Annotated in this window: 21 protein-coding genes and 1 pseudogene; 16 read left to right on the forward strand and 6 right to left on the reverse strand. The window is 66.6% G+C overall.

The genetic code is table 11. The features are described from left to right. The first annotated feature begins 33 nt into the window (after nucleotides 1-33). Both efp and nusB read left to right on the forward strand, forming a co-directional pair. Entirely contained in the window at nucleotides 34-597 is a 564-nt protein-coding gene (efp, locus tag NL241_RS15970) for an elongation factor P (protein ID WP_487693558.1), read from the forward strand. After that, complete coding sequence (nusB, locus tag NL241_RS15975; protein ID WP_487693559.1) at nucleotides 590-1,063, forward strand: transcription antitermination factor NusB; 474 nt, start codon at nucleotides 590-592, stop codon at nucleotides 1,061-1,063. Before efp ends, nusB begins: the two co-directional genes overlap by 8 nt. On the opposite strand, the gene NL241_RS15980 is transcribed toward nusB, so the two are convergent. Next, nucleotides 1,060-1,938, reverse strand: coding sequence for a LysR family transcriptional regulator (locus NL241_RS15980; RefSeq protein ID WP_494398051.1), 879 nt, complete (start codon nucleotides 1,936-1,938; stop codon nucleotides 1,060-1,062). The two genes, nusB and NL241_RS15980, sit on opposite strands and share 4 nt — an antisense overlap. A 77-nt stretch (nucleotides 1,939-2,015) precedes the next feature. Here NL241_RS15980 and NL241_RS15985 point away from each other — a divergent pair, with 77 nt between their 5' ends. From NL241_RS15985 to NL241_RS16000, 4 genes are all read left to right on the forward strand, one after another. Next, nucleotides 2,016-3,230: a lactonase family protein gene (locus NL241_RS15985; RefSeq protein WP_494398052.1), complete on the forward strand. Its 1,215-nt coding sequence runs from the start codon at nucleotides 2,016-2,018 to the stop codon at nucleotides 3,228-3,230. Between the two features lie 42 nt (nucleotides 3,231-3,272). Further along, nucleotides 3,273-4,241 (forward strand): isopenicillin N synthase family dioxygenase, encoded by a 969-nt coding sequence (locus tag NL241_RS15990; RefSeq protein ID WP_494398053.1) that lies wholly within the window; start codon nucleotides 3,273-3,275, stop codon nucleotides 4,239-4,241. A gap of 61 nt (nucleotides 4,242-4,302) precedes the next feature. Next, entirely contained in the window at nucleotides 4,303-5,256 is a 954-nt protein-coding gene (locus tag NL241_RS15995) for a LysR family transcriptional regulator (RefSeq protein ID WP_494398054.1), read from the forward strand. 65 nt (nucleotides 5,257-5,321) lie between these two features. Continuing rightward, complete coding sequence (locus NL241_RS16000; RefSeq protein WP_494398055.1) at nucleotides 5,322-6,554, forward strand: acyl-CoA dehydrogenase family protein; 1,233 nt, start codon at nucleotides 5,322-5,324, stop codon at nucleotides 6,552-6,554. Nucleotides 6,555-6,822: 268 nt separating this feature from the next. Here the strand turns inward: NL241_RS16000 and NL241_RS16005 are convergent, their stop codons facing one another. Then, nucleotides 6,823-7,086 carry a nucleoside/nucleotide kinase family protein gene (locus tag NL241_RS16005; protein ID WP_494398056.1) on the reverse strand — a complete coding sequence of 88 codons (264 nt, stop codon included), beginning with the start codon at nucleotides 7,084-7,086 and terminating at the stop codon, nucleotides 6,823-6,825. Nucleotides 7,087-7,269: 183 nt separating this feature from the next. Here NL241_RS16005 and NL241_RS16010 point away from each other — a divergent pair. The 3 genes and pseudogenes from NL241_RS16010 to NL241_RS16020 all read left to right on the forward strand — a co-directional run. Beyond that, nucleotides 7,270-7,587 (forward strand): annotated as a pseudogene (locus NL241_RS16010) (NAD(P)-binding protein); the annotation flags it as partial. Nucleotides 7,588-7,642: 55 nt separating this feature from the next. Then, a complete protein-coding gene (locus NL241_RS16015; RefSeq protein WP_494398057.1) occupies nucleotides 7,643-8,365 on the forward strand; it encodes an FAD-dependent monooxygenase in 723 nt (240 codons plus the stop codon). Next, the gene (locus tag NL241_RS16020; protein ID WP_494398058.1) at nucleotides 8,362-9,789 is read left to right on the forward strand and encodes a phytoene desaturase family protein; all 1,428 of its coding nucleotides are present in this window, start codon (nucleotides 8,362-8,364) and stop codon (nucleotides 9,787-9,789) included. Before NL241_RS16015 ends, NL241_RS16020 begins: the two co-directional genes overlap by 4 nt. Nucleotides 9,790-9,847: 58 nt before the next feature. Here NL241_RS16020 and NL241_RS16025 read toward each other — a convergent pair whose 3' ends face one another. After that, nucleotides 9,848-10,741: a hypothetical protein gene (locus NL241_RS16025; RefSeq protein ID WP_494398059.1), complete on the reverse strand. Its 894-nt coding sequence runs from the start codon at nucleotides 10,739-10,741 to the stop codon at nucleotides 9,848-9,850. Nucleotides 10,742-10,908: 167 nt separating this feature from the next. After that, nucleotides 10,909-11,799, reverse strand: a complete 891-nt coding sequence (locus NL241_RS16030; RefSeq protein WP_494398060.1) for a LysR family transcriptional regulator — start codon at nucleotides 11,797-11,799, stop codon at nucleotides 10,909-10,911. Between the two features lie 102 nt (nucleotides 11,800-11,901). Here NL241_RS16030 and NL241_RS16035 point away from each other — a divergent pair, with 102 nt between their 5' ends. Together NL241_RS16035 and NL241_RS16040 are read left to right on the forward strand one after the other, a co-directional pair. After that, nucleotides 11,902-12,642 (forward strand): SDR family oxidoreductase, encoded by a 741-nt coding sequence (locus tag NL241_RS16035; RefSeq protein WP_494398061.1) that lies wholly within the window; start codon nucleotides 11,902-11,904, stop codon nucleotides 12,640-12,642. Next, nucleotides 12,639-13,394, forward strand: coding sequence for an SDR family oxidoreductase (locus NL241_RS16040; RefSeq protein WP_494398062.1), 756 nt, complete (start codon nucleotides 12,639-12,641; stop codon nucleotides 13,392-13,394). The genes NL241_RS16035 and NL241_RS16040 overlap by 4 nt, the downstream gene beginning before the upstream one ends. Nucleotides 13,395-13,554: 160 nt before the next feature. Here NL241_RS16040 and NL241_RS16045 read toward each other — a convergent pair whose 3' ends face one another. Together NL241_RS16045 and NL241_RS16050 are read right to left on the reverse strand one after the other, a co-directional pair. Then, nucleotides 13,555-14,193 carry a class I SAM-dependent methyltransferase gene (locus NL241_RS16045; RefSeq protein WP_494398063.1) on the reverse strand — a complete coding sequence of 213 codons (639 nt, stop codon included), beginning with the start codon at nucleotides 14,191-14,193 and terminating at the stop codon, nucleotides 13,555-13,557. A 22-nt stretch (nucleotides 14,194-14,215) separates the two neighbouring features. Next, a complete protein-coding gene (locus NL241_RS16050; RefSeq protein ID WP_494398064.1) occupies nucleotides 14,216-15,418 on the reverse strand; it encodes a serine hydrolase domain-containing protein in 1,203 nt (400 codons plus the stop codon). Nucleotides 15,419-15,516: 98 nt separating this feature from the next. On the opposite strand from NL241_RS16050, the gene pyrR reads away from it, so the two are divergent. From pyrR to carA, 5 genes are read left to right on the forward strand one after another with little or no spacing between them, the layout of a single operon-like run. Beyond that, nucleotides 15,517-16,104: a bifunctional pyr operon transcriptional regulator/uracil phosphoribosyltransferase PyrR gene (pyrR, locus tag NL241_RS16055; protein WP_487693573.1), complete on the forward strand. Its 588-nt coding sequence runs from the start codon at nucleotides 15,517-15,519 to the stop codon at nucleotides 16,102-16,104. Next, complete coding sequence (locus tag NL241_RS16060) at nucleotides 16,101-17,051, forward strand: aspartate carbamoyltransferase catalytic subunit (RefSeq protein WP_487693574.1); 951 nt, start codon at nucleotides 16,101-16,103, stop codon at nucleotides 17,049-17,051. The genes pyrR and NL241_RS16060 overlap by 4 nt, the downstream gene beginning before the upstream one ends. Beyond that, complete coding sequence (locus tag NL241_RS16065; RefSeq protein ID WP_494398065.1) at nucleotides 17,048-18,331, forward strand: dihydroorotase; 1,284 nt, start codon at nucleotides 17,048-17,050, stop codon at nucleotides 18,329-18,331. Before NL241_RS16060 ends, NL241_RS16065 begins: the two co-directional genes overlap by 4 nt. Next, on the forward strand, nucleotides 18,328-18,870 hold the full coding sequence (locus NL241_RS16070; RefSeq protein ID WP_487693576.1) for a PH-like domain-containing protein: 543 nt from the start codon (nucleotides 18,328-18,330) through the stop codon (nucleotides 18,868-18,870). The genes NL241_RS16065 and NL241_RS16070 overlap by 4 nt, the downstream gene beginning before the upstream one ends. Beyond that, nucleotides 18,867-19,991 carry a glutamine-hydrolyzing carbamoyl-phosphate synthase small subunit gene (gene carA, locus NL241_RS16075; RefSeq protein ID WP_487693577.1) on the forward strand — a complete coding sequence of 375 codons (1,125 nt, stop codon included), beginning with the start codon at nucleotides 18,867-18,869 and terminating at the stop codon, nucleotides 19,989-19,991. Before NL241_RS16070 ends, carA begins: the two co-directional genes overlap by 4 nt. The last annotated feature ends 16 nt before the right edge of the window (nucleotides 19,992-20,007 follow it).

A 20,007-nucleotide genomic window follows, 5' to 3' on the forward strand; every position in this document is an offset into this window, starting at 1 on the left:
GGGTCGCCTGTCAAACAAGGAGAAGTACCCACCGTGGCATCGACTGCCGATTTCAAGAACGGGCTCGTCCTCAACATCGAGGGTCAGCTGTGGCAGATCATCGAATTCCAGCACGTCAAGCCCGGTAAGGGCCCGGCGTTCGTCCGCACCAAGCTGAAGAACGTGCTGTCGGGCAAAGTGGTCGACAAGACCTACAACGCGGGTGTGAAGGTGGAGACGGCCACCGTCGACCGCCGCGACGCCACCTACCTGTACCGCGACGGCAGCGACTTCGTGTTCATGGATTCCGAGGACTACGAGCAGCACCCGCTGTCGGAACAGTTGGTCGGCCGGTTGGCGGACTTCCTGCTCGAGGGCATGCCCGTGCAGATCGCCTTCAACGAGGGCTCGCCGCTGTACCTGGAGCTGCCGGTGTCGGTGGAACTCGTCGTCACCTTCACCGAGCCGGGCCTGCAGGGCGACCGCTCCAGCGCGGGCACCAAACCGGCCACCGTGGAGACCGGTGCCGAGATCCAGGTGCCGCTGTTCATCAACCAGGGCGACAAGCTCAAGGTCGATACTCGCGACGGAAGCTACCTGGGCCGCGTGAATGCCTGACAAAGTCGGGAAATCCCGCGGCAGGCACGCCGCGCGCAAGCGCGCGGTGGACCTGCTGTTCGAAGCGGAGGCCCGCGGCATCACGCCGTCGGAGGTGGCCGAGTCACGCACGCTGCTGGCCAACTCGAAGGCCGACATCGAGCCGCTGAATGCGTACACGGTCACCGTGGCGCGCGGTGTCACCGACCATCGCGCCCACCTCGACGATCTGATCAGCAGCCATCTGCAGGGCTGGACGCTGGAACGGCTGCCCGCGGTGGACCGGGCCATCCTGCGGGTGGCGGTGTGGGAGTTGTTGCACGCCGAGGATGTGCCCGAACCGGTGGCCGTCGACGAGGCGGTCGAACTGGCCAAAGAACTGTCCACCGACGACTCGCCGGGCTTCGTCAACGGCGTACTGGGTCAGGTCATGCTGGTGACCCCGCAGATCCGGGCGGCCGCGCAGGCCGTGCGCGGGGACACCTAAGCCAGCACGGTCTCGACGACGCCGAGGAACCTGCTCGCCGTGGGGCCGGGGTCGCTGCCCAGCCAGGCGGCGGCCATCGGGACTTCAGGGGCCCCCGCCACGTCGCGGAACACCACACCGGGCCGGGTGGCCCGCGCCACCCCGGCGGTGACGAACCCGATGCCCGCGCCGGCGGCCACCAGGCCGGCGAGCGTGGTGACCGGGGTGACCTCCTGCGCGATGAGTGGTTCGACACCGGCGGCGCGGTAGCACCCGACGAGGTTGTCGAACAACACCGGGCCCACCGACCGCGGCGCCGCCAGCAGGGGTTCGCCGCCCAGATCAGCGAAGGCGATCGAGTCGGTGTCGGCCAGACGATGCCCGGCGGGCAATGCCAGCACCAGGGGTTCGGCGGGTAACCTCCGCGCGGTGAGCTCTGAGCGCGCCAGCGGCGGATGCAGCACACCGATGTCGATGTCACCGCCGGCCAAGGCTGCTTCGGTTGCGGGAGAGTTCATTTCGGTCAAGTCGACGGTCACGCCGGGATACGCCCCGCGGAACCGTTGCACGGCCCGCGGCAGCCAGGTGTAGGACGCGATGACGGTGAACCCCAGTCGAAGTCGCCCGAGGGAACCACCGGCCGCCCGGCGTGCCAGGTCAACAGCCTTGTCGCCGTGGGCAATTGCGGCCTGTGCGGGTTGGAGGAAAGCGAGTCCGGCCGGGGTGAGTTGCACGCCGCGGCGGTCGCGGTCCAGCAGGGTGGCACCCACATCGCGTTCCAGTGTCCTGATCCGCTGACTCAGCGCCGGCTGGCTCAGATGCAGTTCCTCGGCGGCGCGGCCGAAGTGCAGGGTGTCGGCGACCCGCAGGAAGCATCGCACCGAACGGAGATCCATCCACTGATCGTAGTTCCTTATCACAGCCGCCGTCATTCCGATTGAAACGCGATCACAGGCAGTCGAGCATGGGGGACATGCGCCGAACCGTCGTCCTTACCGCCCTGCTCCTCACCGGTTGCGCGTCGACTGCGGAGCCGCCGGGGCTCACCCTCGATCCCATGCTCGTGCTCCACGACGGTGACCACCGTGCGAGCACGTACGCCGATGGTGTGCTCGCACCCGCCCAAGCCGGGCACCGCGACCTGTTGTCCGCCGTGTCCGTCACCGACGGTGCGGTGCGCACGGCAGAGGTCGAGGTGTCCAACTCGGTGACCGCAGCTCCGGAGGTGATCGCGTTGTCACCTGATGGCGCAACGGCATTCGTCACCGAAAGGCTGGCCCAGCGTGGACCCGCCGATACCACGGCAGCACAGTTGGCGCCCGGTGATGGACTGTTCGCCATCGATGTGTCGGACCGCAGTGCCCCCCAGGTGAGGACGGAGGTGACGATCGCCGAGTCGCCGGAAGCGCTGGCCGTCAGTCCCGACGGCGGCACCGTCGCCGTCGTCTCCAACACCCCGGCGGTGCTGACCCTGGTGCCCTGGCAGGGCGCCGCCGGCTTCGGTGCACCACGCGAGTTCCCGCTGTTCGGCCCGGATGCCAACATCACCAACATCCAGTGGCATCCCGACGGTGATCTGCTGGCGGGCAACATCAACAACCAGAACCGGGTCGCGTTCGTCGGCGTCGGCCCCGAAGGCGCGCACGTGCGCGGCGTGGTCGACACCGGTCCTGACCCCTTCGTCGGCCGGTTCACACCCGACGGCGCGCACTACCTGACGTCGAACTGGGGGCGCGACCTGACCGCCCCTGACCTGGCGGGCCGGCTTCCGTCGGCGCCGTCGACCCTCTCGGTGATCGACGTGGCGACCGGTCGGGTGGTCACCACCGTGGTCTCCGATCGATCGGCGGAAGGTCTTGCCATCAGTGCGGACGGCCGCTGGGTGGCGACGGTCAACATGCGCGGCACGGCGATACCCGAGGGCGAGCCGGGTCACGACGACGAGGCGTCGGTGAGCCTGTTCCGGTTCGACACGGGCGCTTTGACGAAAATCGGTGACTACCCGCTGACTGGGGTGCTGCCCGAAGGTGGTGCATTCGACCCCAGCGGCCGCTATTTCGTCGCCACCGTCTTCGAAGCCAGCCCTGGACTCCGGGTCTACGAGCTGGGCCCCGACGACGAGCCCGGCCTGACCGAAGTGCAGCGCATCGACCTTCCACACGGTGTGCACCATGTCGTGTTCGGCTGAGCCTTCGCCGATGCCCACCTGCCATCGCGTCATGATGGGGACATGCTCCCTGTTCTGGACGTCGGCGAAGCCGACACCGGCCCGGTGGTGTTCCGCGCCGCGCTGCGTGAGGCGGCGCACCGGTACGGCTTCTTCTACCTGACCGGGCACGGCATCCCGGCTGCTCAGGTAGCCGAGGTGCTGGGGTTGGCGCGGCAGTTCTTCGCCCTGTCGCCGGAGGCCAAGGACGAGATCAGCCAGCTCAAAAGTCCCCAGTTCCGCGGGTATTCGCGGCTGGGCGGTGAACTGACCAACGGCACGGTCGACTGGCGCGAGCAGATCGACATCGGACCGGAACGCCAGGTGATCGCCGGCGCGCAGGGGTACTGGCGTCTGCAGGGCCCCAATCTGTGGCCGAGCGCTCTGCCCGCGCTGAGGCCGGCGTTCGAGGGCTGGAGCACCGCCTTGGCCGAGGTCGGCCTTCGCCTGCTGCGCCACTGGGCGGTATCGCTGGGTGCTGCCGAGGAGTTGTTCGACGCGGCGTTCGCCGAGGCCCCGGCCACCCTGATCAAGGTGGTCCGGTATCCGGGCACCGTAAAGACCGCTCAGGGTGTTGGCGCGCACAAGGATTCGGGTGTGCTGACCCTGTTGCTGCTGGAGCCCGGTTCGGTGGGGCTGCAGGTGGAACTGTCGCCCAGACAGTGGATCGACGTGCCGCCGGTCGACGGTGCGTTCGTGGTGAACACCGGCGAGTTGTTGGAGGTGGCCACCGGCGGCTACCTCAGGGCCACCCGGCACCGGGTGCTGGCGCCGGCACCGGGCACGGACCGGGTGTCGATCCCGTTCTTCCTCAACCCGGCACTGGACGCACAGGTTCCGCTGATCGCGCTTCCGCCGGAATTGGCCGCGCAGTCGCGCGGAGTGGAGGCCGATCCGCACAACCCGATCTTCACCACCTACGGGGAAAACGCCTGGAAGTCGCGCACCCGGGCTCATCCCGACGTCGCGGCGCTGCATCACGGCATCAGGTGAGATTACTTCCGGCTGATCGCAACTCTGGGCTGCGCCGGCAGCGGCTCCTACTGTGGCCGCTGTGTTCGACGTCCGTCGCCTCCTGGTGTTGCAGGAGGTCGCCAGGTGCGGATCGCTCAGCGCTGCGGCAACAGCGCTGAACTACACCACCTCGGCGGTGTCGCAACAGATTTCGGCGTTGGAGCGTGAACTCGGCGTCGCCGTGCTGGTGCGCGGGCCAGGCGGCGCGGTGCCCACCCCGGCTGGGACGCGACTGCTGGAGCATGCGGCGACCATCCTCGGTGCCGTCGCCGCGGCCGAACGGGATCTGCGACAAGGCTCGAATGCGGCACCGGACCAGCTACGGGTGGCTTCCTTCGCCAGTGCTGCCGCGCTGATCCTGGCGCCGGCGCTGGCGCGGTTCCGGGTCGCCTACCCGGGGGTGCGGCTGCGGTTGGTGCCTGCCGACCCGGAGGACGGTGTGGTGTTGCTGCGGCACGGCGGCGCCGACGTAGCAGTGGTCACCGAGGTTCCCGGCGACGCACCAGCTTTCCCGGGGCTGCTCACCATCCCGGTCTACGAGGACGAGTTCGTCGTGATGCTCCCGCGTACGCACCGGTTGGCCGGCGCGCCCGAGGTGGACCTCGCAGCCCTGGCGGGCGACGAGTGGGTGGTCAGTTCGGCCACCGGAACGTGCCCGGATAGCCGGGTTTTCCGGAAAGCTTGTGAGCGGGCCGGATTCATTCCCTCGGTGACGTTCACGCCGGAGGATCACCTGGCCGTCCAGGGGCTGGTGGCCGCCGGCCTCGGTGTCTCGCTGGTGCCGTCGCTGGCGTTGAGGCAAAACCGCGACGACGTGGTGGTGCGGAGGGTTTCCGGGCGACCGCCGGTGCGGCGGGTGGCACTGGCGCTGAGGCACCCGCCACGCAGCGGCACCGCCCTTGCGGTGCTGGTCGCCATGGTCCGTTCGGTGGGCGAGCGCTCGACCGACAACCGCGGGTCGAGCGTGCCTGCAAGCCCTTTCAGCGTTGTGTGAGCCAGCTGTACCGAAGAAGCCGACGCGACCTCCCGTCCGAGAAGTCGCCCTGAGTGAGGAGCTGTATGACCATCACCGATATCCCCGTGCCTGTGCTGACCACTACTGCCGACGCGCTGGCGGCCGCACACGCGGTCGCCGGGGAGATCGCCGCAGGCGCAGTGCAGCGTGAACTCGACGGGGTGTGGCCGCAAGAGCAGCTTCGCTGGGTTGCCCGTGCGGGTCTGCTGGGCATCATCGTGCCCGCAGAACACGGGGGACCGGACCTGCCGAGGTCCACCGCGGTGGAGGTGTTGCGTGTGCTGTCGCAGGCCGACTCCGCGGTGGGGCAGTTGCTGCTGGCCCATTTCGTCCTGTCGGCGGCCATTCGTGAGCTGGGCCCCAACGATCCCGCGCCGCGGATCTACGCCGACATCCTGGCCGGGGCGCAACTGGGCAACGCCACCGTCGAACGCGGCACCCGGTTGTCCACCGAGCGGTTGACCACGGTGACCCGCGGCGCCGACGGCGGCTGGGTACTGCGCGGCACGAAGTACTACGCCACCGGCACGCTCGGTGCCTCCTGGATCGCCGTCGCCGCCCGGATCCCCGACACCGAGCCCACCCACGGGGCCACCGTGTTCGTCCGTCCCGACCAGGCCGGCGTCACGCTGAACCTCGACCGGTGGTCGTCGTTCGGGCAGCGGGGAACCGCCAGCGGAGAGGTGATCTTCGACGAGGTCGCGGTGGACGACGCCTATGTGATCGACGAAGGCCCCGACCTGGATCCGGTGACCGCGCCGCCTGCGGTGCTGGGCGCCTTCGACCAGGCGCTGCACGCCGCCGTCGACATCGGGATCGCGCGGGCCGCGCTGTCCGACGGCGCCGAGTTCGTGGTCAACCGCAGCAGGCCGTGGTTCGAAGCCGGTGTCGACAACGCCGCCGACGAGCCGCACGTGGTGCGCCGCTTCGGGGAGCTCACCGCGCGGCTGTACGCGTTGGAGGCCCTGTTGGAGCAGGGCGCGAAGCTGGTGGACGCCGCACTGGCCGAGGCAGAGCTGACGCGGGAGGCGGCCGCCGCGGCGTCATTGAAGGTCGCCGCCGCCAAAGCGCTGGCACAGGAGTTCGCCGTCGAAATCGCCAGCGGTGTCCTGGAATTGGCCGGGTCGTCGGCAACCGACGCTCAGTACGCGCTGGACCGGCACTGGCGCAACGTCCGGGTGCATTCGCTGCATGACCCGGCCCGCTGGAAGTACGTCCATCTCGGTAATCACACCCTGCGCGGCACCAACCCGCCGCGGCTCGGCGTGGTGCTCTGAGCCTCACACATAGGCCAATGGGCCACGTAAGTCAGAATTGCATCGATCTTTCTGTTTCGCCGATGACGAGTGTAAAAGCCAGGGTGGGTGGTTTGAGACGGTGAATCCGCTGCGGTGCAACAAGTTTGGCTGGGGTTCACCATATTGGAAGCGATCCGGAGGTCCCGCCACCGTCGACCTGCGCACCACCCGCGCCACGAGTTGATCAACCCCGCCTCCTGGGCCCGCTGTCACGTGTGTTGAAAACGGGGTGTCAGGCTTGTCGCCTTCAGCCTCGCAGGATCGTCGGGTCGTGGAGGTCGTTGTTGTCGATCAGGATGCTCGCCCGCTGCTGCGGGCGGCAGTCGCGGAAGTAGATGCGTTGCCCCCCGACGTATCGACGCATACTCGGGTCTTCGGGGTCTGGCGAAGTTCCGTCTCGTAGCGCCATGCGCCGGGCCGTCTCGGTGAACCCCACGTCGAGGAAAACGGTGAGATCCCAGTGGGCGCTGAGCTCGGCACGCTGCAGGAAAATCCCGTCAACGATGAGCACCGCTGCCGGGTCGGCGGTCTCGAACCTCGGGTTCAGGACTTCATCGGTGACATGGCTGTAGCTGGCGTGTCGAAAAACGCCGTGAACCTCCCGGCGCGAACGGTCGCGAGCACGACTGCAGCGTGCCAGCCCTATTGCGGGAAACTTCTCGACATCTACTACGAGCGGTCATAGCTTGGTGTGATGAGGGTGGGGATTGTCGGTGGTGGTTTCGCCGGACTGGCGGCAGCTATTGCTTTCCGCCAAGGCGGTCACGAAGTAAGTGTTTTCGAGAAATGTTCTGGGCCGTCGGCCGCTGGTGGCGCTATCTCTCTGGCTTCGAATGCACTCACATGTCTGTCAATTCTCGGTGTTCGAGCGCATGTGGTGACGGAGCCATGGTCGCAAACGCCGGCCACCGTGCGAACCTCAGATGGCGATGTCCTGATCCGACGAACGCTCGCCCAGCTCACCGGGGGAGAGCACTACGCAACCGTGCCACGCGGTCAGCTGCTCACCTGGCTGACTGAGAGGCTGCCCCCGGGAGTGCCTGCGCTACTCCAGCACCGTCACCGGAGTGCAGCCCGACGGTGCTGTCGTTGTGGGCGGAACAGAGCAACGGTTCGATCTGATTATCGGCGCAGACGGAACACGGGGCATCACCAGACGATTGCTGTGGCCGGAGGCGCCATCGGCACGCTCTACCGGCATCACGGGGTGGGCCTGGATCGATGACCGGGAGCTTGACGCCGGGTTCGGCCCTATCTGGGGACGCACCACGGATTTCGGGATCTTGCCCCTTACTGATGGCCGTACCTACATTTACGGCGGAACCCAGGACCGGGGGACCGAACTACACGACTACCGGCATTGGCCAACACCCCTATCGACGCTGATTGACGCCGCCGATCCTGGGCGGATAGCCACTCCGGAGATTTTCGAAGCTCGGCCACCCCGCCAGCTCGTGCGCGGCAAGGCCGCACTGATCGGCGATGCCGCCCACACCATGCGTCCGACATTCGGCCAAGGCGCAGCGCTGGCCATGGAGGACGCCATCACCCTTGCCCGCTGTGGCTTCGCGGGACTGAACAGACGCCGGTCACGCGTGCTCGCGCTGTACACGGCCTCCAAAGCCGGATCATATTTCGCGACTCCCCGCCTTGACGTTGCGGAGAAGGCCCGCAATCTGGCTTTACGGCTCACGCCTAGCCCCCTGTTCGGACTCATGGCGGGATCGGTCAGTCACTGGCGACCACCCACCAGCACCGCAGAGCACGACACTCGAAACGAATGCCCGTGAGGTCGGCACTGGTCGTCGGTTCTGGCCCCAATGGTCTCGCTGCCGCGATCACGCTGGCCCGGGAGGGCGTTGAGGTCACCGTCGCAGAAGCTGCCGACTCCATTGGAGGCGGACTTCGCAGCAGCGAGCTGACCTTGCCGGGATTACTGCATGATCATTGCGCAGCCATCGTGCCGACCGCCGTGTCCTCACCGTTCCTGCAGTCACTGGATCTGGAGTCTCACGGCGTCCACTGGGCCTGGCCGGACGTCGACTTGGCTCATCCCCTCGATAACGGCTCGGCGGGCATTCTGTATCGGTCGTTGGCACGCACCACCGACGGGTTGGGCAGTGATGGCCGTCGCTGGCGACATCTGTTCGGCCCCCTGTCACGCAACTACGACGCCCTTGCCCAGGACTTGCTCGCCCCGATAGTGAAGGTTCCCCGGCACCCGTTGCGGCTCGGCACATTTGGTGTGCCCGCGATGATGCCAGCCGCGGTGATGATGCGTATCTTCGGGACTCCCGCAGGCCGAGCGCTTTTCGCCGGCAACGCCGCTCATGCCTGGACACCCCTGACGCGCCCACCCTCGGCCGCGGTGGCATTGATGTTCGGAGCTGTCGGGCACCGTTACGGTTGGCCTGCAGTGAAGGGAGGAACAGCCAAACTTGCCGCTGGCCTAGCCAGCATCCTGCGATCGCACGGTGGTCACATCGAAACCGCGGTCACCATCAAGTCGATCGGCGACGTCGGTGACTTCGATGTCGTTCTCTACGACACCAACCCTGGTCTGCCCGCCCGACTTCTCGGCGATCGGATTCCCTCTCGAATTCGCCGCGCACTATCCAGATACCGATACGGCGCGGCTGCCTTCAAGATGGATTTTGCTGTGCACGAGGGCATTCCCTGGACCCACCACCGCGTGCAGCGGGCCGGGACGGTACATGTCTGCGGCAATGCCGAGGAGGTGATCGCTGCCGAACACGACACCTACAACAACCGGATGCCCGAACGCCCATTCATCATCGTCGCCCAGCAGGCAGAAATAGATCCTGGCCGAGCAACTGGTGACCTGAAACCGATCTACACCTACGCGCACGTCCCACACGGATACACCGGCGACGCCCAAGAGGCCATCGTGACCCAGATCGAGCGTTTCGCCCCTGGCTTTCGTGACCGCATCGCCGCAACGGCGGTATGCCGTCCCGCCGACTTCGAGCGAAGTAATCCCAACAATGTCGGTGGCGACATCAACGGCGGCTCAATGGACCTTCAGACGTTCTTCGCCCGACCACGCCTGAGTGCAAACCCCTACTGGCTTGGGGTCAGAGGGCACTACCTGTGCTCGTCATCAACACCGCCCGGAGGAGGCGTCCACGGCATGTGTGGACACCTCGCCGCCCGCAGCGCACTACAACATGAGGCGTCTCCTTCTCGAATCTGAAGAACCGAGGTCGATCCCTGTCTCGGGTATACACACCTGAGACGGTGAGCACCTGCGGTCACACCGAGACAAATACTCGATCGAGCACGCGGCGACGACGGGCGCGGGTGGCTGTCTTGTGCGACGCGATATTGAGACCGTCGATGGTGCCGATCAGAAGCCGGTCCGGATCAACCGTGATGTTTCTGGCCCACGCCGCTTGGGCCAGCGCTGCGTAGCCGTGTCCACTGTGCTCGGTGTCGGTCACCTCTTCCTGGATTTCGTCACCCTCAATCCAGCGAACAGCACCTGGTGCAATCGCAATGGCTCCGACCGACACGCCGTCGACCGTGATTGCCTGCAACTGGCCTGCACGGTGCCATCGACGGAGGTCGTCAGGGGCCGCAGGGGAGACGTTGCGCGCCACAGTTGGATCATGGGTTGCCATGTGTTCATAGCGGCGACGCACCATCTCGATCGCATGTTCTGCAGTCGGAAACGGGATCAATCGCACCGACGGCTCCGGGGCGAGCATGTCTCGGTACCGCGAAACATAAATGCTCATGTCTAGCAATGCATTTGGCTCTGAGATGCGGCCAGGGCGGGCGCATATTCTCAAGTATTCTGGTCTGAACATCGACCATTCGTCACGGACGCATGCGCGCAGTCGGTGGAGGTCGTCGAATCCGTGCGCGATGATCTCCACGAAGGGGCGGTTGACGTCTCGCCCGCGGAAACGAATACCGCCCAACAGGCCACCGTCGGAGGTGCGGATGATGCGGTGTAAGTAGTCGCTCGGCAAAACCCCGGGCAGCGACAGATGCTTGTAGAACTGTGCGGCGAAGTCGTCGTCGCTTACTCGCGACGCCTCGACGTCCAACCAAGAGGCCACAATCGCGCTGCCGTCGGAGCCGAAGAGAGTGGCGGCCACCGCCAACTCATCGGCAATCGATGACCAACCATGAGCAATCATGTCCAGGCATTGAAACTCACCGCCCAGACCGAATGCAACGGCTTTTGGGCGGAGCTCCAGTCTCGAATCCAGAGAAGTTGGACGGCTCACATGTTGTCTCGGTCGTTGCCTTCACCTCATGTCCAACCACCACGGCCGCCATTTGGATTGGCCACCTCTGTGCATTGTCAACCCACGAGTGCAATCTTTGCTGCTGAGACGAAATCGGCGACTAGTGGGTTCGCGTCGCCGATCCGGGAGGCGACGACTACGCTGCTGGCGGGGAAACCGTCCAGTGGCACCGTGGTCAGATCCGGGCGTACCGAGCTGCGGTGGTCGCCGACCGGAAGGACCGCAACGGCCTGGCCGCTTGCGACCAGTTCCATTCTGTCCTCGAAACTTTCGACGATGGCTCCGGCCGACAGCGGGCCCGGGTCGCTCGGCTGGTAGGACTCTGTCGGGAAGATCGCGCGGGTTCCGCCGTGTGAGCAGATGATCGACTCGCCTTCGGCGAAGTCGTCCAGCGACACCGACTGCCGGTCAGCCAGCCAGTGATCGGCGGGCATCACGAGCATGCGCGGCTCGTCGTACAGCGCAACGACGCGGACGTCGTCGATCGGGATGAATAGCGGCGTCCTGGCGACCAGCACGTCGATCTGCCCGTCGGTGAAGACCCCCTCTTCGTGGCATTCCAGGTGCCGGGTCGCGATGTCCGCGTGGGGGTGCCGGCGCCGCAATTCGCGGACGGCGGGAGTGATGACGAGGTCTTCGACGTAGCCGATCACGACTTTGCCTGCGGGTGCGTAAGCGCGGGCGGTGAGTGCCGCTTGGCGGGCCGCGCGTAGAAGGGCCTGTGCCTCAGGGACAAACGCCTTGCCGGCTTCGGTGAGCAGCGCCCCTTGCGGGGTGCGGTCGAGCAGCCGGACGCCCAGACGATGCTCCAGACGCTGGATCTGCCTGCTCAACGACGGCTGTGCCACATGGAGTTTGGCCGCAGCGCGACTGAAGCTCTGATGCTCGGCGACCACGGTGAAATATCGGATCAGCCTCAGCTCCAGGTCGATTCCAAGATCGTTCACTCGGCGTTCAACCTCGCTGCGTTCAGAGGTATTCCGTTTTGGCATAGCGGGGTACCGATCAGGTCTTGGACAGATACTCCCGGCGGCCGAAGACTCGACAGTATGAGCAGATACGACGGCAAGAATGTGGTGATCACCGGCGGAAGCAGTGGCCTGGGACTGGCCGCCGCCCGCTATCTAATCCAGCACGGCGCCCGGGTCATGGTGACCGGGCGCAATCAGAACACGCTCGACGATGCCGCCCGCCAACTAGGTGATCGCGGGATCGCGGTGCAGAGCGACGCGAGCTCGCTCGCGGCGATCGACGCACTCGCCGACCGTGCCCGGCGCGACTTCGGTACCGTCGATGCGTTGATCGTCAACGCGGGCATCGGGAGTTTCGACCCGTTCTTCACGGTCACCGAGCAGACCTTCGACGACGTCTTCGCGATCAACACCAAAGGCCCTTTCTTCACGGTGCAGAAGCTGGCCCCGCTGCTGGCCGAGGGCAGCGGCGTGGTGCTGACGACCTCGATTGCGAACCAGACCGGTTGGGATGCGCTCAGCGTCTACTCGGCGAGCAAGGCGGCGTTGCGGTCGATGGCCCGGACGCTCAGCAAGGAGCTGCTGCCCAACGGAATTCGCGTCAACGCGATCAGCCCTGGGTCGATCGAAACCGGCAAGTTGGAGAAGGAAGCACCGGAGAAAGCCGCGCAACTGAAGGCGCAGTTCGAGGCGAGCAGTCCGATGCAGCGGTGGGGGCACCCCGACGAGTTCGCCCCGGCCGTGGCGTTTCTGGCTTTCGACGCCACGTATGTTGCCGGAATCGAACTTGTCGTCGACGGAGGCGAACCGCAACTGTGAAAGGCGAACTGACAGTGACGATATACGAAGGCAAGCGCGTCGTCATCACCGGAGGGACGAGCGGAATCGGGCTGGCCACCGCCAGGATGTTGGTCGACCGTGGCGCGCGCGTGCTGGTGACTGGTCGCACCCCATCCTCGCTGCAATCGGCCCGCGCGACACTCGGTCCCGGCGCCGTCGTCGTCGACATCGATGCCGTGTCCGGCATCGACACCCTCGTGGACCGGGTGACATCAGAGTTCGGTGGCGTCGACCTGCTGGTGCTCAACGCCGGTGGCACCGATGCCGCGACGGTCGTGGACACCGACGAAGCTATGTACAACAGGCTTTTCGAACTCAACACCAAAGCGCCGTTCTTCACGATGCAGAAATTTCTGCCGCTGTTGGCCGCAGGCAGCGCCGTGGTGCTCACGACATCGGTCAGCAATACCAAGGGAATCGCGACGACAGGCGTGTATTCGGCAACCAAAGCGGCACTGCGATCTATGACCCGGACCTTCGCCCGCGAACTTCTCGACCGGGGCGTCCGGGTGAACGCGGTCTCCCCGGGGCCGATCGACACCGGCATCCTTGAGCGCACCATGCCAGTCGAGGCCGCCCGCGCTTTCCTCGAGCAGATCAAAGCCGACAACCCGATGCGACGCTTCGGCGAACCCGAAGAAGTGGCAAAAGCGATCCTCTTCCTCGGGTTCGACGCCACCTATACCACCGGCACGGAGCTACTCGTCGATGGCGGCGCGTCCGATCTATGACCAGCTAAACCCTGTCTCGGTTCGAGAAAACGAGACAGCAGCGAGAACGCCTTTGGGTAGCGCAACGCACCAGCTCGCGGTGTCTCATTTCCTCCGCTGACGGCGCAGGTCAGCAAGCTCAGTGTGGACGCGAAACTTGAGAAGCCGCAGCGGCGGCATCTCACGCATAGGCCACCCATCCGCAAAACGTGAAGGCGCGGTAGAACTCGGTGATGCCGGTGAACCCCGCGTCGGCCAGGACAGCACGGTCCTGTTCGGGTGTGAGGGTGTGCACGCGTTGGGCGATGGCGGTGCGCGCACCGTCGATGACGTCGGGATCGCCGCCGGAGCCGATCGCGTAGGCCGCGTACCTCGACAGCCACGTTTCGCGCTCGCCGTCGTCCTCCGCGGGAAAGCTCATGTGCGCCAACACGAATGGAGCACCGGGACGCAGTCGGCGCCGCACCTGATCGACGGTCCGCCGCCGTTCGTCGATGTCGAGGAAATGCAGGGTCAGCTGACAGACGGCGGCGTCGAACGGACCGTCGGGAGCGTCGTCGATGACACCGTGGTGCAGCCGGGTCCGGCCGAGGTGTGGACCCAGGACACGCGTGGCGAGGCCGAGCATGTCCGCCGAGGGGTCCACACCGTCGAAGGACCACCCCGGGTGCATCTCGGCCAGCGCTTTGGTTTCCAGCCCGCCACCCGCCCCGAGGATCAGTACCCGCGCTTGAGCCGGTGCGCGTTCGGCCAGCAGGATCGCGGTCATGGTGTGCAGCGCCTGATACCCCGGAACGATCCGGTGCGGCCAAATACGCAAGCGGCCTTGCTGATTCGGCAACTCAGCGTTCGAGGGCCTGATAGGTGCGCCGAACGAAGCGGGGCTGGGCTGACTGCAGTTTGGCGATCGAGGTGTTACCGCCGATCGCGGCGGCGTCGGCCGTCAGGTTCGGCAGGTTCTGGATCAGATACATCAGGATCAGGTCGTTCTCGGGGTCGGCCTGCCACCAGGTGCCGTAGGCGCCCGGCCAGCTGAACGTGCCGCGGCCGCCCGGCCCGTACAACTGGCCGGCCTTGGCGGGGTCGGTGACCAGTGACAGATTGAGTCCGAACCCGCGGCCCACCCAGAACGGCATGCCCAGGAAGGGCACCGCTTTCTGGGCGTCGGTCAGCTGATCGGTGCGCATCAGGCGGACCGATTTCTCCGATACCACCCGGAGGCCGTCGACCTCGCCGAAACCGAGCAACATGCGGATGAATCGCAGGTAGTCGTCGGCGGTCGACCACAGTCCGGCACCGCCCTGGCAGAACGGCGGCGGCGCGATCGGCGGCGGGCCCATCACGTCATGGGTCAGCGTGTTGGTCTCGTCGAGCTTGTACATCGTGGCGGCCCGGCGGCGCCCGGCCGGGGTGACGAAGAACCCGGTGTCGGTCATCCCCAGCGGGCCGAGGATCCGCTCCTGCAGCACCTCGTGGAGGGGTTTGCCCACCACCCGCGACACCAGGATCCCGAGCACATCGGTGGCCACACTGTAGGTCAACCGCTCGCCGGGTTGATGCGCCAACGGCAGCGCCACCAGCTCGGCCAGCCAGCGGTCCTGTTCCTGCCGGTGCGGCAGCTTGCCGTAGGCCTTGGCCAACGGTCCCAGCACCGAGAACGGGTACGCCAGGCCGCTCTGGTGGGTCATCAGATCGAGCACGGTGATCGGTCGCGACGCGGGCACCGTCGCCTCGAGCGGGCCGCGGGGCTCCGCCAGCACCCGCACCGACGCGAATTCCGGCAGCCAGCGGGTGATCGGCTCGGCCAATGTGAGCTTGCCCTCGTCCACCAGGGTCATGGCGGCGGCAATGGTCACCGGTTTGGTCATGGATGCGATCCGGAAGATGGTGTCGCGTTGCATCGGCAATCGCGCCTCGACATCGCGATAGCCGATCTCGTTGACCTGCAGTATCTTTCCGCGCTGCCACACCAGGGTCACTGCTCCGGCGAGCAGTCCGTTGTCACACGCCTCACGGATGGATGCCTGATTCGGGTCCAGATTCACCACGCCGAGGTTACGCGGACGCCGTGTTAAGCTGCCCGGCAGTTCGACATCCTTTAAAGAACCGTCCGGTGAGGCGGAGAAGGAGGTCAAGGTAGACCGTGGGCGCACCAGACAACACTGGGCAAGAAGTCGATCGGGAGTTGTTGTCGTCGGCTGACGTCAGCCGCACCATCTCCCGGATGGCTCATCAGATCATCGAGAAGACGGCGCTGGACGGACCGGATGCTCCGCGCGTCGTCCTCCTGGGCATCCCTACCCGAGGCACCGATCTGGCTGCCCGGCTGGCCCGCCAGATCAGCGAGTTCTCCGGCGTCGCCGTCGAGCACGGTGGCCTGGACATCACCTTGTACCGCGACGACCTGATGTCCAAGCCGCCGCGACCGCTGGCCGACACCTCCATCCCCGATGGTGGCATCGACGGTGCGCTGGTGGTGCTGGTCGACGACGTGCTGTATTCCGGCCGCTCGGTGCGCGCGGCACTGGACGCGCTGCGCGATGTCGGTCGCCCGCGGGTGGTGCAGCTGGCCGTTCTGGTGGACCGGGGTCATCGCGAACTGCCCATCCGCGCCGATTATGTAGGGAAGAACGTGCCGACCTCGCGCAGCGAGAACGTCAAGGTGCAGCTGACCGAACACGATGGGCGCGACGGTGTGCGCATCGCCCCCTATGGAGGACCGCCCCGGTGAAACATCTGCTGACGGCCGCTGACCTGACCCGCGATGATGCGGTGGCCATCCTCGACGACGCCGACAAGTTCCGCCAGGCGCTGCTAGGCCGGGAAGTGAAGAAACTCCCGACGCTGCGCGGGCGCACGGTGATCACCATGTTCTACGAGAACTCCACCCGCACCCGGGTGTCGTTCGAGGTGGCGGGCAAGTGGATGAGCGCCGACGTGATCAACGTCAGCGCGTCGGGATCGTCGGTGGCCAAAGGGGAGTCGCTGCGCGACACCGCGCTCACCTTGCGGGCGGCCGGCGCCGATGCACTGATCATCCGTCATCCCGCTTCGGGTGCGCCGCAGCAGTTGGCCGAGTGGACGGCCGAGGCCGACGGAGCCGGGCCCAGCATCATCAACGCCGGCGACGGCACGCACGAACATCCGACGCAGGCCCTGCTGGACGCACTGACCATCCGCCAGCGGCTCGGCTCGATCGACGGCAAGCGTGTGGTGATCGTCGGCGACGTGCTGCACAGCCGGGTCGCGCGGTCCAACGTCATGCTCCTGGCCACCCTCGGCGCCGAGGTGGTGCTGGTGGCGCCGCCGACGCTGCTGCCGGTCGGGGTGTCCGGCTGGCCGGTCACGGTGTCGCACGACCTGGACGCCGAGCTGCCCGCCGCGGACGCAGTACTGATGCTGCGGGTCCAGGCCGAGCGGATGAACGGCGGTTTCTTCCCCTCCACCCGCGAGTACTCGGTGCTCTACGGGCTCTCGGACAAGCGCCAGGCGCTGCTGCCCGAGCATGCGGTGGTGTTGCATCCCGGCCCGATGCTGCGCGGGATGGAGATCTCCTCGTCGGTGGCGGACTCGCCGCAATCGGCGGTGCTGCAACAGGTATCCAACGGTGTACATGTGCGGATGGCGGTGCTCTTCCATCTGCTGGTCGGGGCTGAACAGGAGGCGATCAGCGCGTGAGCCTGGTTCTCAAAGGTGTGCGACTCTACGGCGAAGGTGATCCCGTCGACGTGCTGGTGGCCGACGGGCAGATCGCCGAGATCGGTAGTGGTCTGGACGCCGAGACCGTGATCGACGCCACCGGACAGATCCTGTTGCCCGGGTTCGTCGACCTGCACACGCACCTGCGCGAACCCGGCCGCGAGGACACCGAGACCATCGAAACCGGCTCTGCGGCAGCCGCTCTCGGTGGTTACACCGCGGTGTTCGCGATGGCCAACACCAGCCCGGTCGCCGACTCCTCGGTGGTGACCGACCATGTGTGGCACCGCGGCCAGCAGGTGGGACTGGTGGACGTGCATCCCGTCGGGGCCATCACCATCGGATTGGCGGGCAAACAGCTCACCGAGATGGCGTTGATGGCGGCCAGCGCCGGCCAGGTCCGGATGTTCTCCGACGACGGGGTTTGCGTGCAGGACCCCCTGGTGATGCGTCGCGCGCTGGAGTACGCCACCGGCCTGGGGGTGCTGATCGCCCAGCACGCCGAAGAGCCTCGGCTGACCGTCAACGCGGTGGCCCATGAAGGTCCCAACGCTGCCCGCCTCGGGCTGGCCGGCTGGCCGCGGGTGGCCGAAGAGTCCATCGTGGCCCGCGACGCGCTGCTGGCCCGCGACGCCGGCGCGCGTGTCCACATCTGTCACGCCTCTACCGCGGGCACCGTCGAGTTGCTGAAATGGGCCAAGGCGCAAGGTATTTCGATCACCGCCGAGGTGACTCCGCACCACCTGCTGCTCGATGACAGCCGGTTGGACAGCTATGACGGGGTGAACAAGGTGAACCCGCCGCTGCGCGAGGCCTCCGATGCCCAGGCGCTGCGCCAGGCCTTGGCCGAGGGTGTGATCGACTGCGTGGCCACCGATCACGCCCCGCACGCCGAGCACGAGAAGTGTGTGGAGTTCGCCAACGCGCGCCCGGGCATGCTGGGTCTGCAGACCGCCCTGTCGGTGGTCGTCGAAACGATGGTGAACCCCGGGCTGTTGACCTGGCGCGGGGTCGCAGCGGTGATGAGTGAGAACCCGGCCCGCATCGTCGGCCTGCCCGATCAGGGCCGTCCCCTGGAGGTGGGTGAGCCGGCCAACCTGACCGTCGTCGACCCGGACGCCACCTGGACCGTCGAGGGCACCGATCTGGCCAGCAAGTCGGCCAACACTCCGTACCAGGCGATGACGCTGCCGGGCACGGTGACAGCGACTCTGTTGCGCGGCACGATCACCGCCAGGGACGGGAAAGTGCGCCAGTGAACACTGGGACCCTCATCGGTTCACTGATCTTCGCGGCCGTCATCGCGATCGTGATCGCGGTGCTGATCACGTTGATGCTGCGCGGCTGGAAACGTCGTGCGTTACGGCAGGTGGAGCTGGTGGGACGACTGCCCGCGCTACCTGATTCCGTCGGCCCGGCGTTGATCGCCCCCACCAAAGGGCTCTACGTCGGCAGCACACTCGCACCGAGCTGGCAGGACCGCATCGCCGTCGGCGATCTCGGGTACCGCACCAAAGCGGTGCTGACCCGCTATCCCGAGGGCATCATGATGCAGCGCAGCGGGGCGACGCCCATCTGGATTCCCGACGAGTCCATCACCGCGATCCGTGCCGAGCGCGGTATCGCCGGCAAGGCGATGACCCACGACGGCATTCTCGCGATCCGGTGGAAACTCCCGTCGGGCACCGAGATCGATACCGGATTCCGCGGCGAGAACCGCGCCGATTACAGCAAGTGGGTGACGCCGGGGTCCGATGGGAGCCCAGCCGGAACGCCCGGAGAAGGAAGCACAGCATGACCACGAATACAGCGATTTTGGTTCTGGAGGACGGCCGGTCCTTCACCGGCACCGCATTCGGTGCCGTCGGGCAGACGCTCGGGGAAGCGGTGTTCTCCACCGGCATGTCCGGCTACCAGGAGACGCTGACCGATCCGAGCTATCACCGCCAGATCGTCGTCGCGACCGCACCGCAGATCGGTAACACCGGCTGGAACGACGAAGACGGCGAGAGCCGCGGCGACAAGATCTGGGTGGCCGGTTACGTGGTGCGTGACCCGTCGCCGCGCGCGTCGAACTGGCGCGCCACCGGCACTCTCGAAGACGAACTGATCCGGCAGCGGATCGTGGGTGTCGCCGGCATCGACACCCGCGCGGTGGTGCGCCACCTGCGCAGCCGCGGCTCGATGAAGGCGGGCGTGTTCTCCGGCGACGCGCTGGCCGATCTCGACGAGCTGGTGGCACGAGTGCGCGGCCAGGAAGCGATGCTGGGCGCCGACCTGGCCGGCGAGGTCACCACGGACAACGGTTACGTGGTGGATCCGGTTGGGGAGCAACGGTTCACCGTCGCCGCGCTGGACCTGGGCATCAAGACCAACACGCCGCGCAACTTCGCCAACCGCGGTATCCGCAGCCATGTGCTGCCGTCATCGGCGAGTTTCAGCGATATCACCGCGCTCAACCCGGACGGGGTGTTCCTGTCCAACGGGCCGGGCGACCCGGCCACCGCCGACCATGTGGTGGCGGTGACCCGGGAGGTGCTCGGCGCCGGGATTCCGCTGTTCGGCATCTGTTTCGGCAACCAGATCCTGGGCCGTGCGCTGGGCCGCGGCACCTACAAGATGACGTTCGGCCATCGCGGTATCAACGTCCCGGTGATCGATCACACCACCGGCCGGGTGGCGATCACCGCGCAGAACCACGGGTTCGCATTGGAAGGTGAGGCCGGTGAGGAGTTCGACACCGAGTTCGGCCGCGCCGTGGTCAGCCACACCTGCGCCAATGACGGTGTGGTGGAGGGGATCAAGCTCGCCAACGGCCGGGCCTTCTCGGTGCAGTACCACCCGGAGGCCGCGGCCGGACCGCACGACGCCAACTATCTGTTCGACCAGTTCATCGAGCTCATGGCGGGGGACAAGTGACCTTCCCCGCGAGCGC

The organism is Mycolicibacterium sp. SMGY-1XX (genome assembly GCF_059132455.1).

Bases quoted from the DNA above. Each gene is read 5' to 3' on its own strand.
- nusB (WP_487693559.1), top strand. From the start codon at position 590: ATGCCTGACAAAGTCGGGAAATCCCGCGGCAGGCACGCCGCGCGCAAG.
- NL241_RS15980 (WP_494398051.1), bottom strand. From the start codon at position 1,938: ATGGATCTCCGTTCGGTGCGATGCTTCCTGCGGGTCGCCGACACCCTG.
- NL241_RS15985 (WP_494398052.1), top strand. From the start codon at position 2,016: ATGCGCCGAACCGTCGTCCTTACCGCCCTGCTCCTCACCGGTTGCGCG.
- NL241_RS15990 (WP_494398053.1), top strand. From the start codon at position 3,273: ATGCTCCCTGTTCTGGACGTCGGCGAAGCCGACACCGGCCCGGTGGTG.
- NL241_RS16000 (WP_494398055.1), top strand. From the start codon at position 5,322: ATGACCATCACCGATATCCCCGTGCCTGTGCTGACCACTACTGCCGAC.
- NL241_RS16025 (WP_494398059.1), bottom strand. From the start codon at position 10,741: ATGATTGCTCATGGTTGGTCATCGATTGCCGATGAGTTGGCGGTGGCC.
- NL241_RS16035 (WP_494398061.1), top strand. From the start codon at position 11,902: ATGAGCAGATACGACGGCAAGAATGTGGTGATCACCGGCGGAAGCAGT.
- carA (WP_487693577.1), top strand. From the start codon at position 18,867: ATGACCACGAATACAGCGATTTTGGTTCTGGAGGACGGCCGGTCCTTC.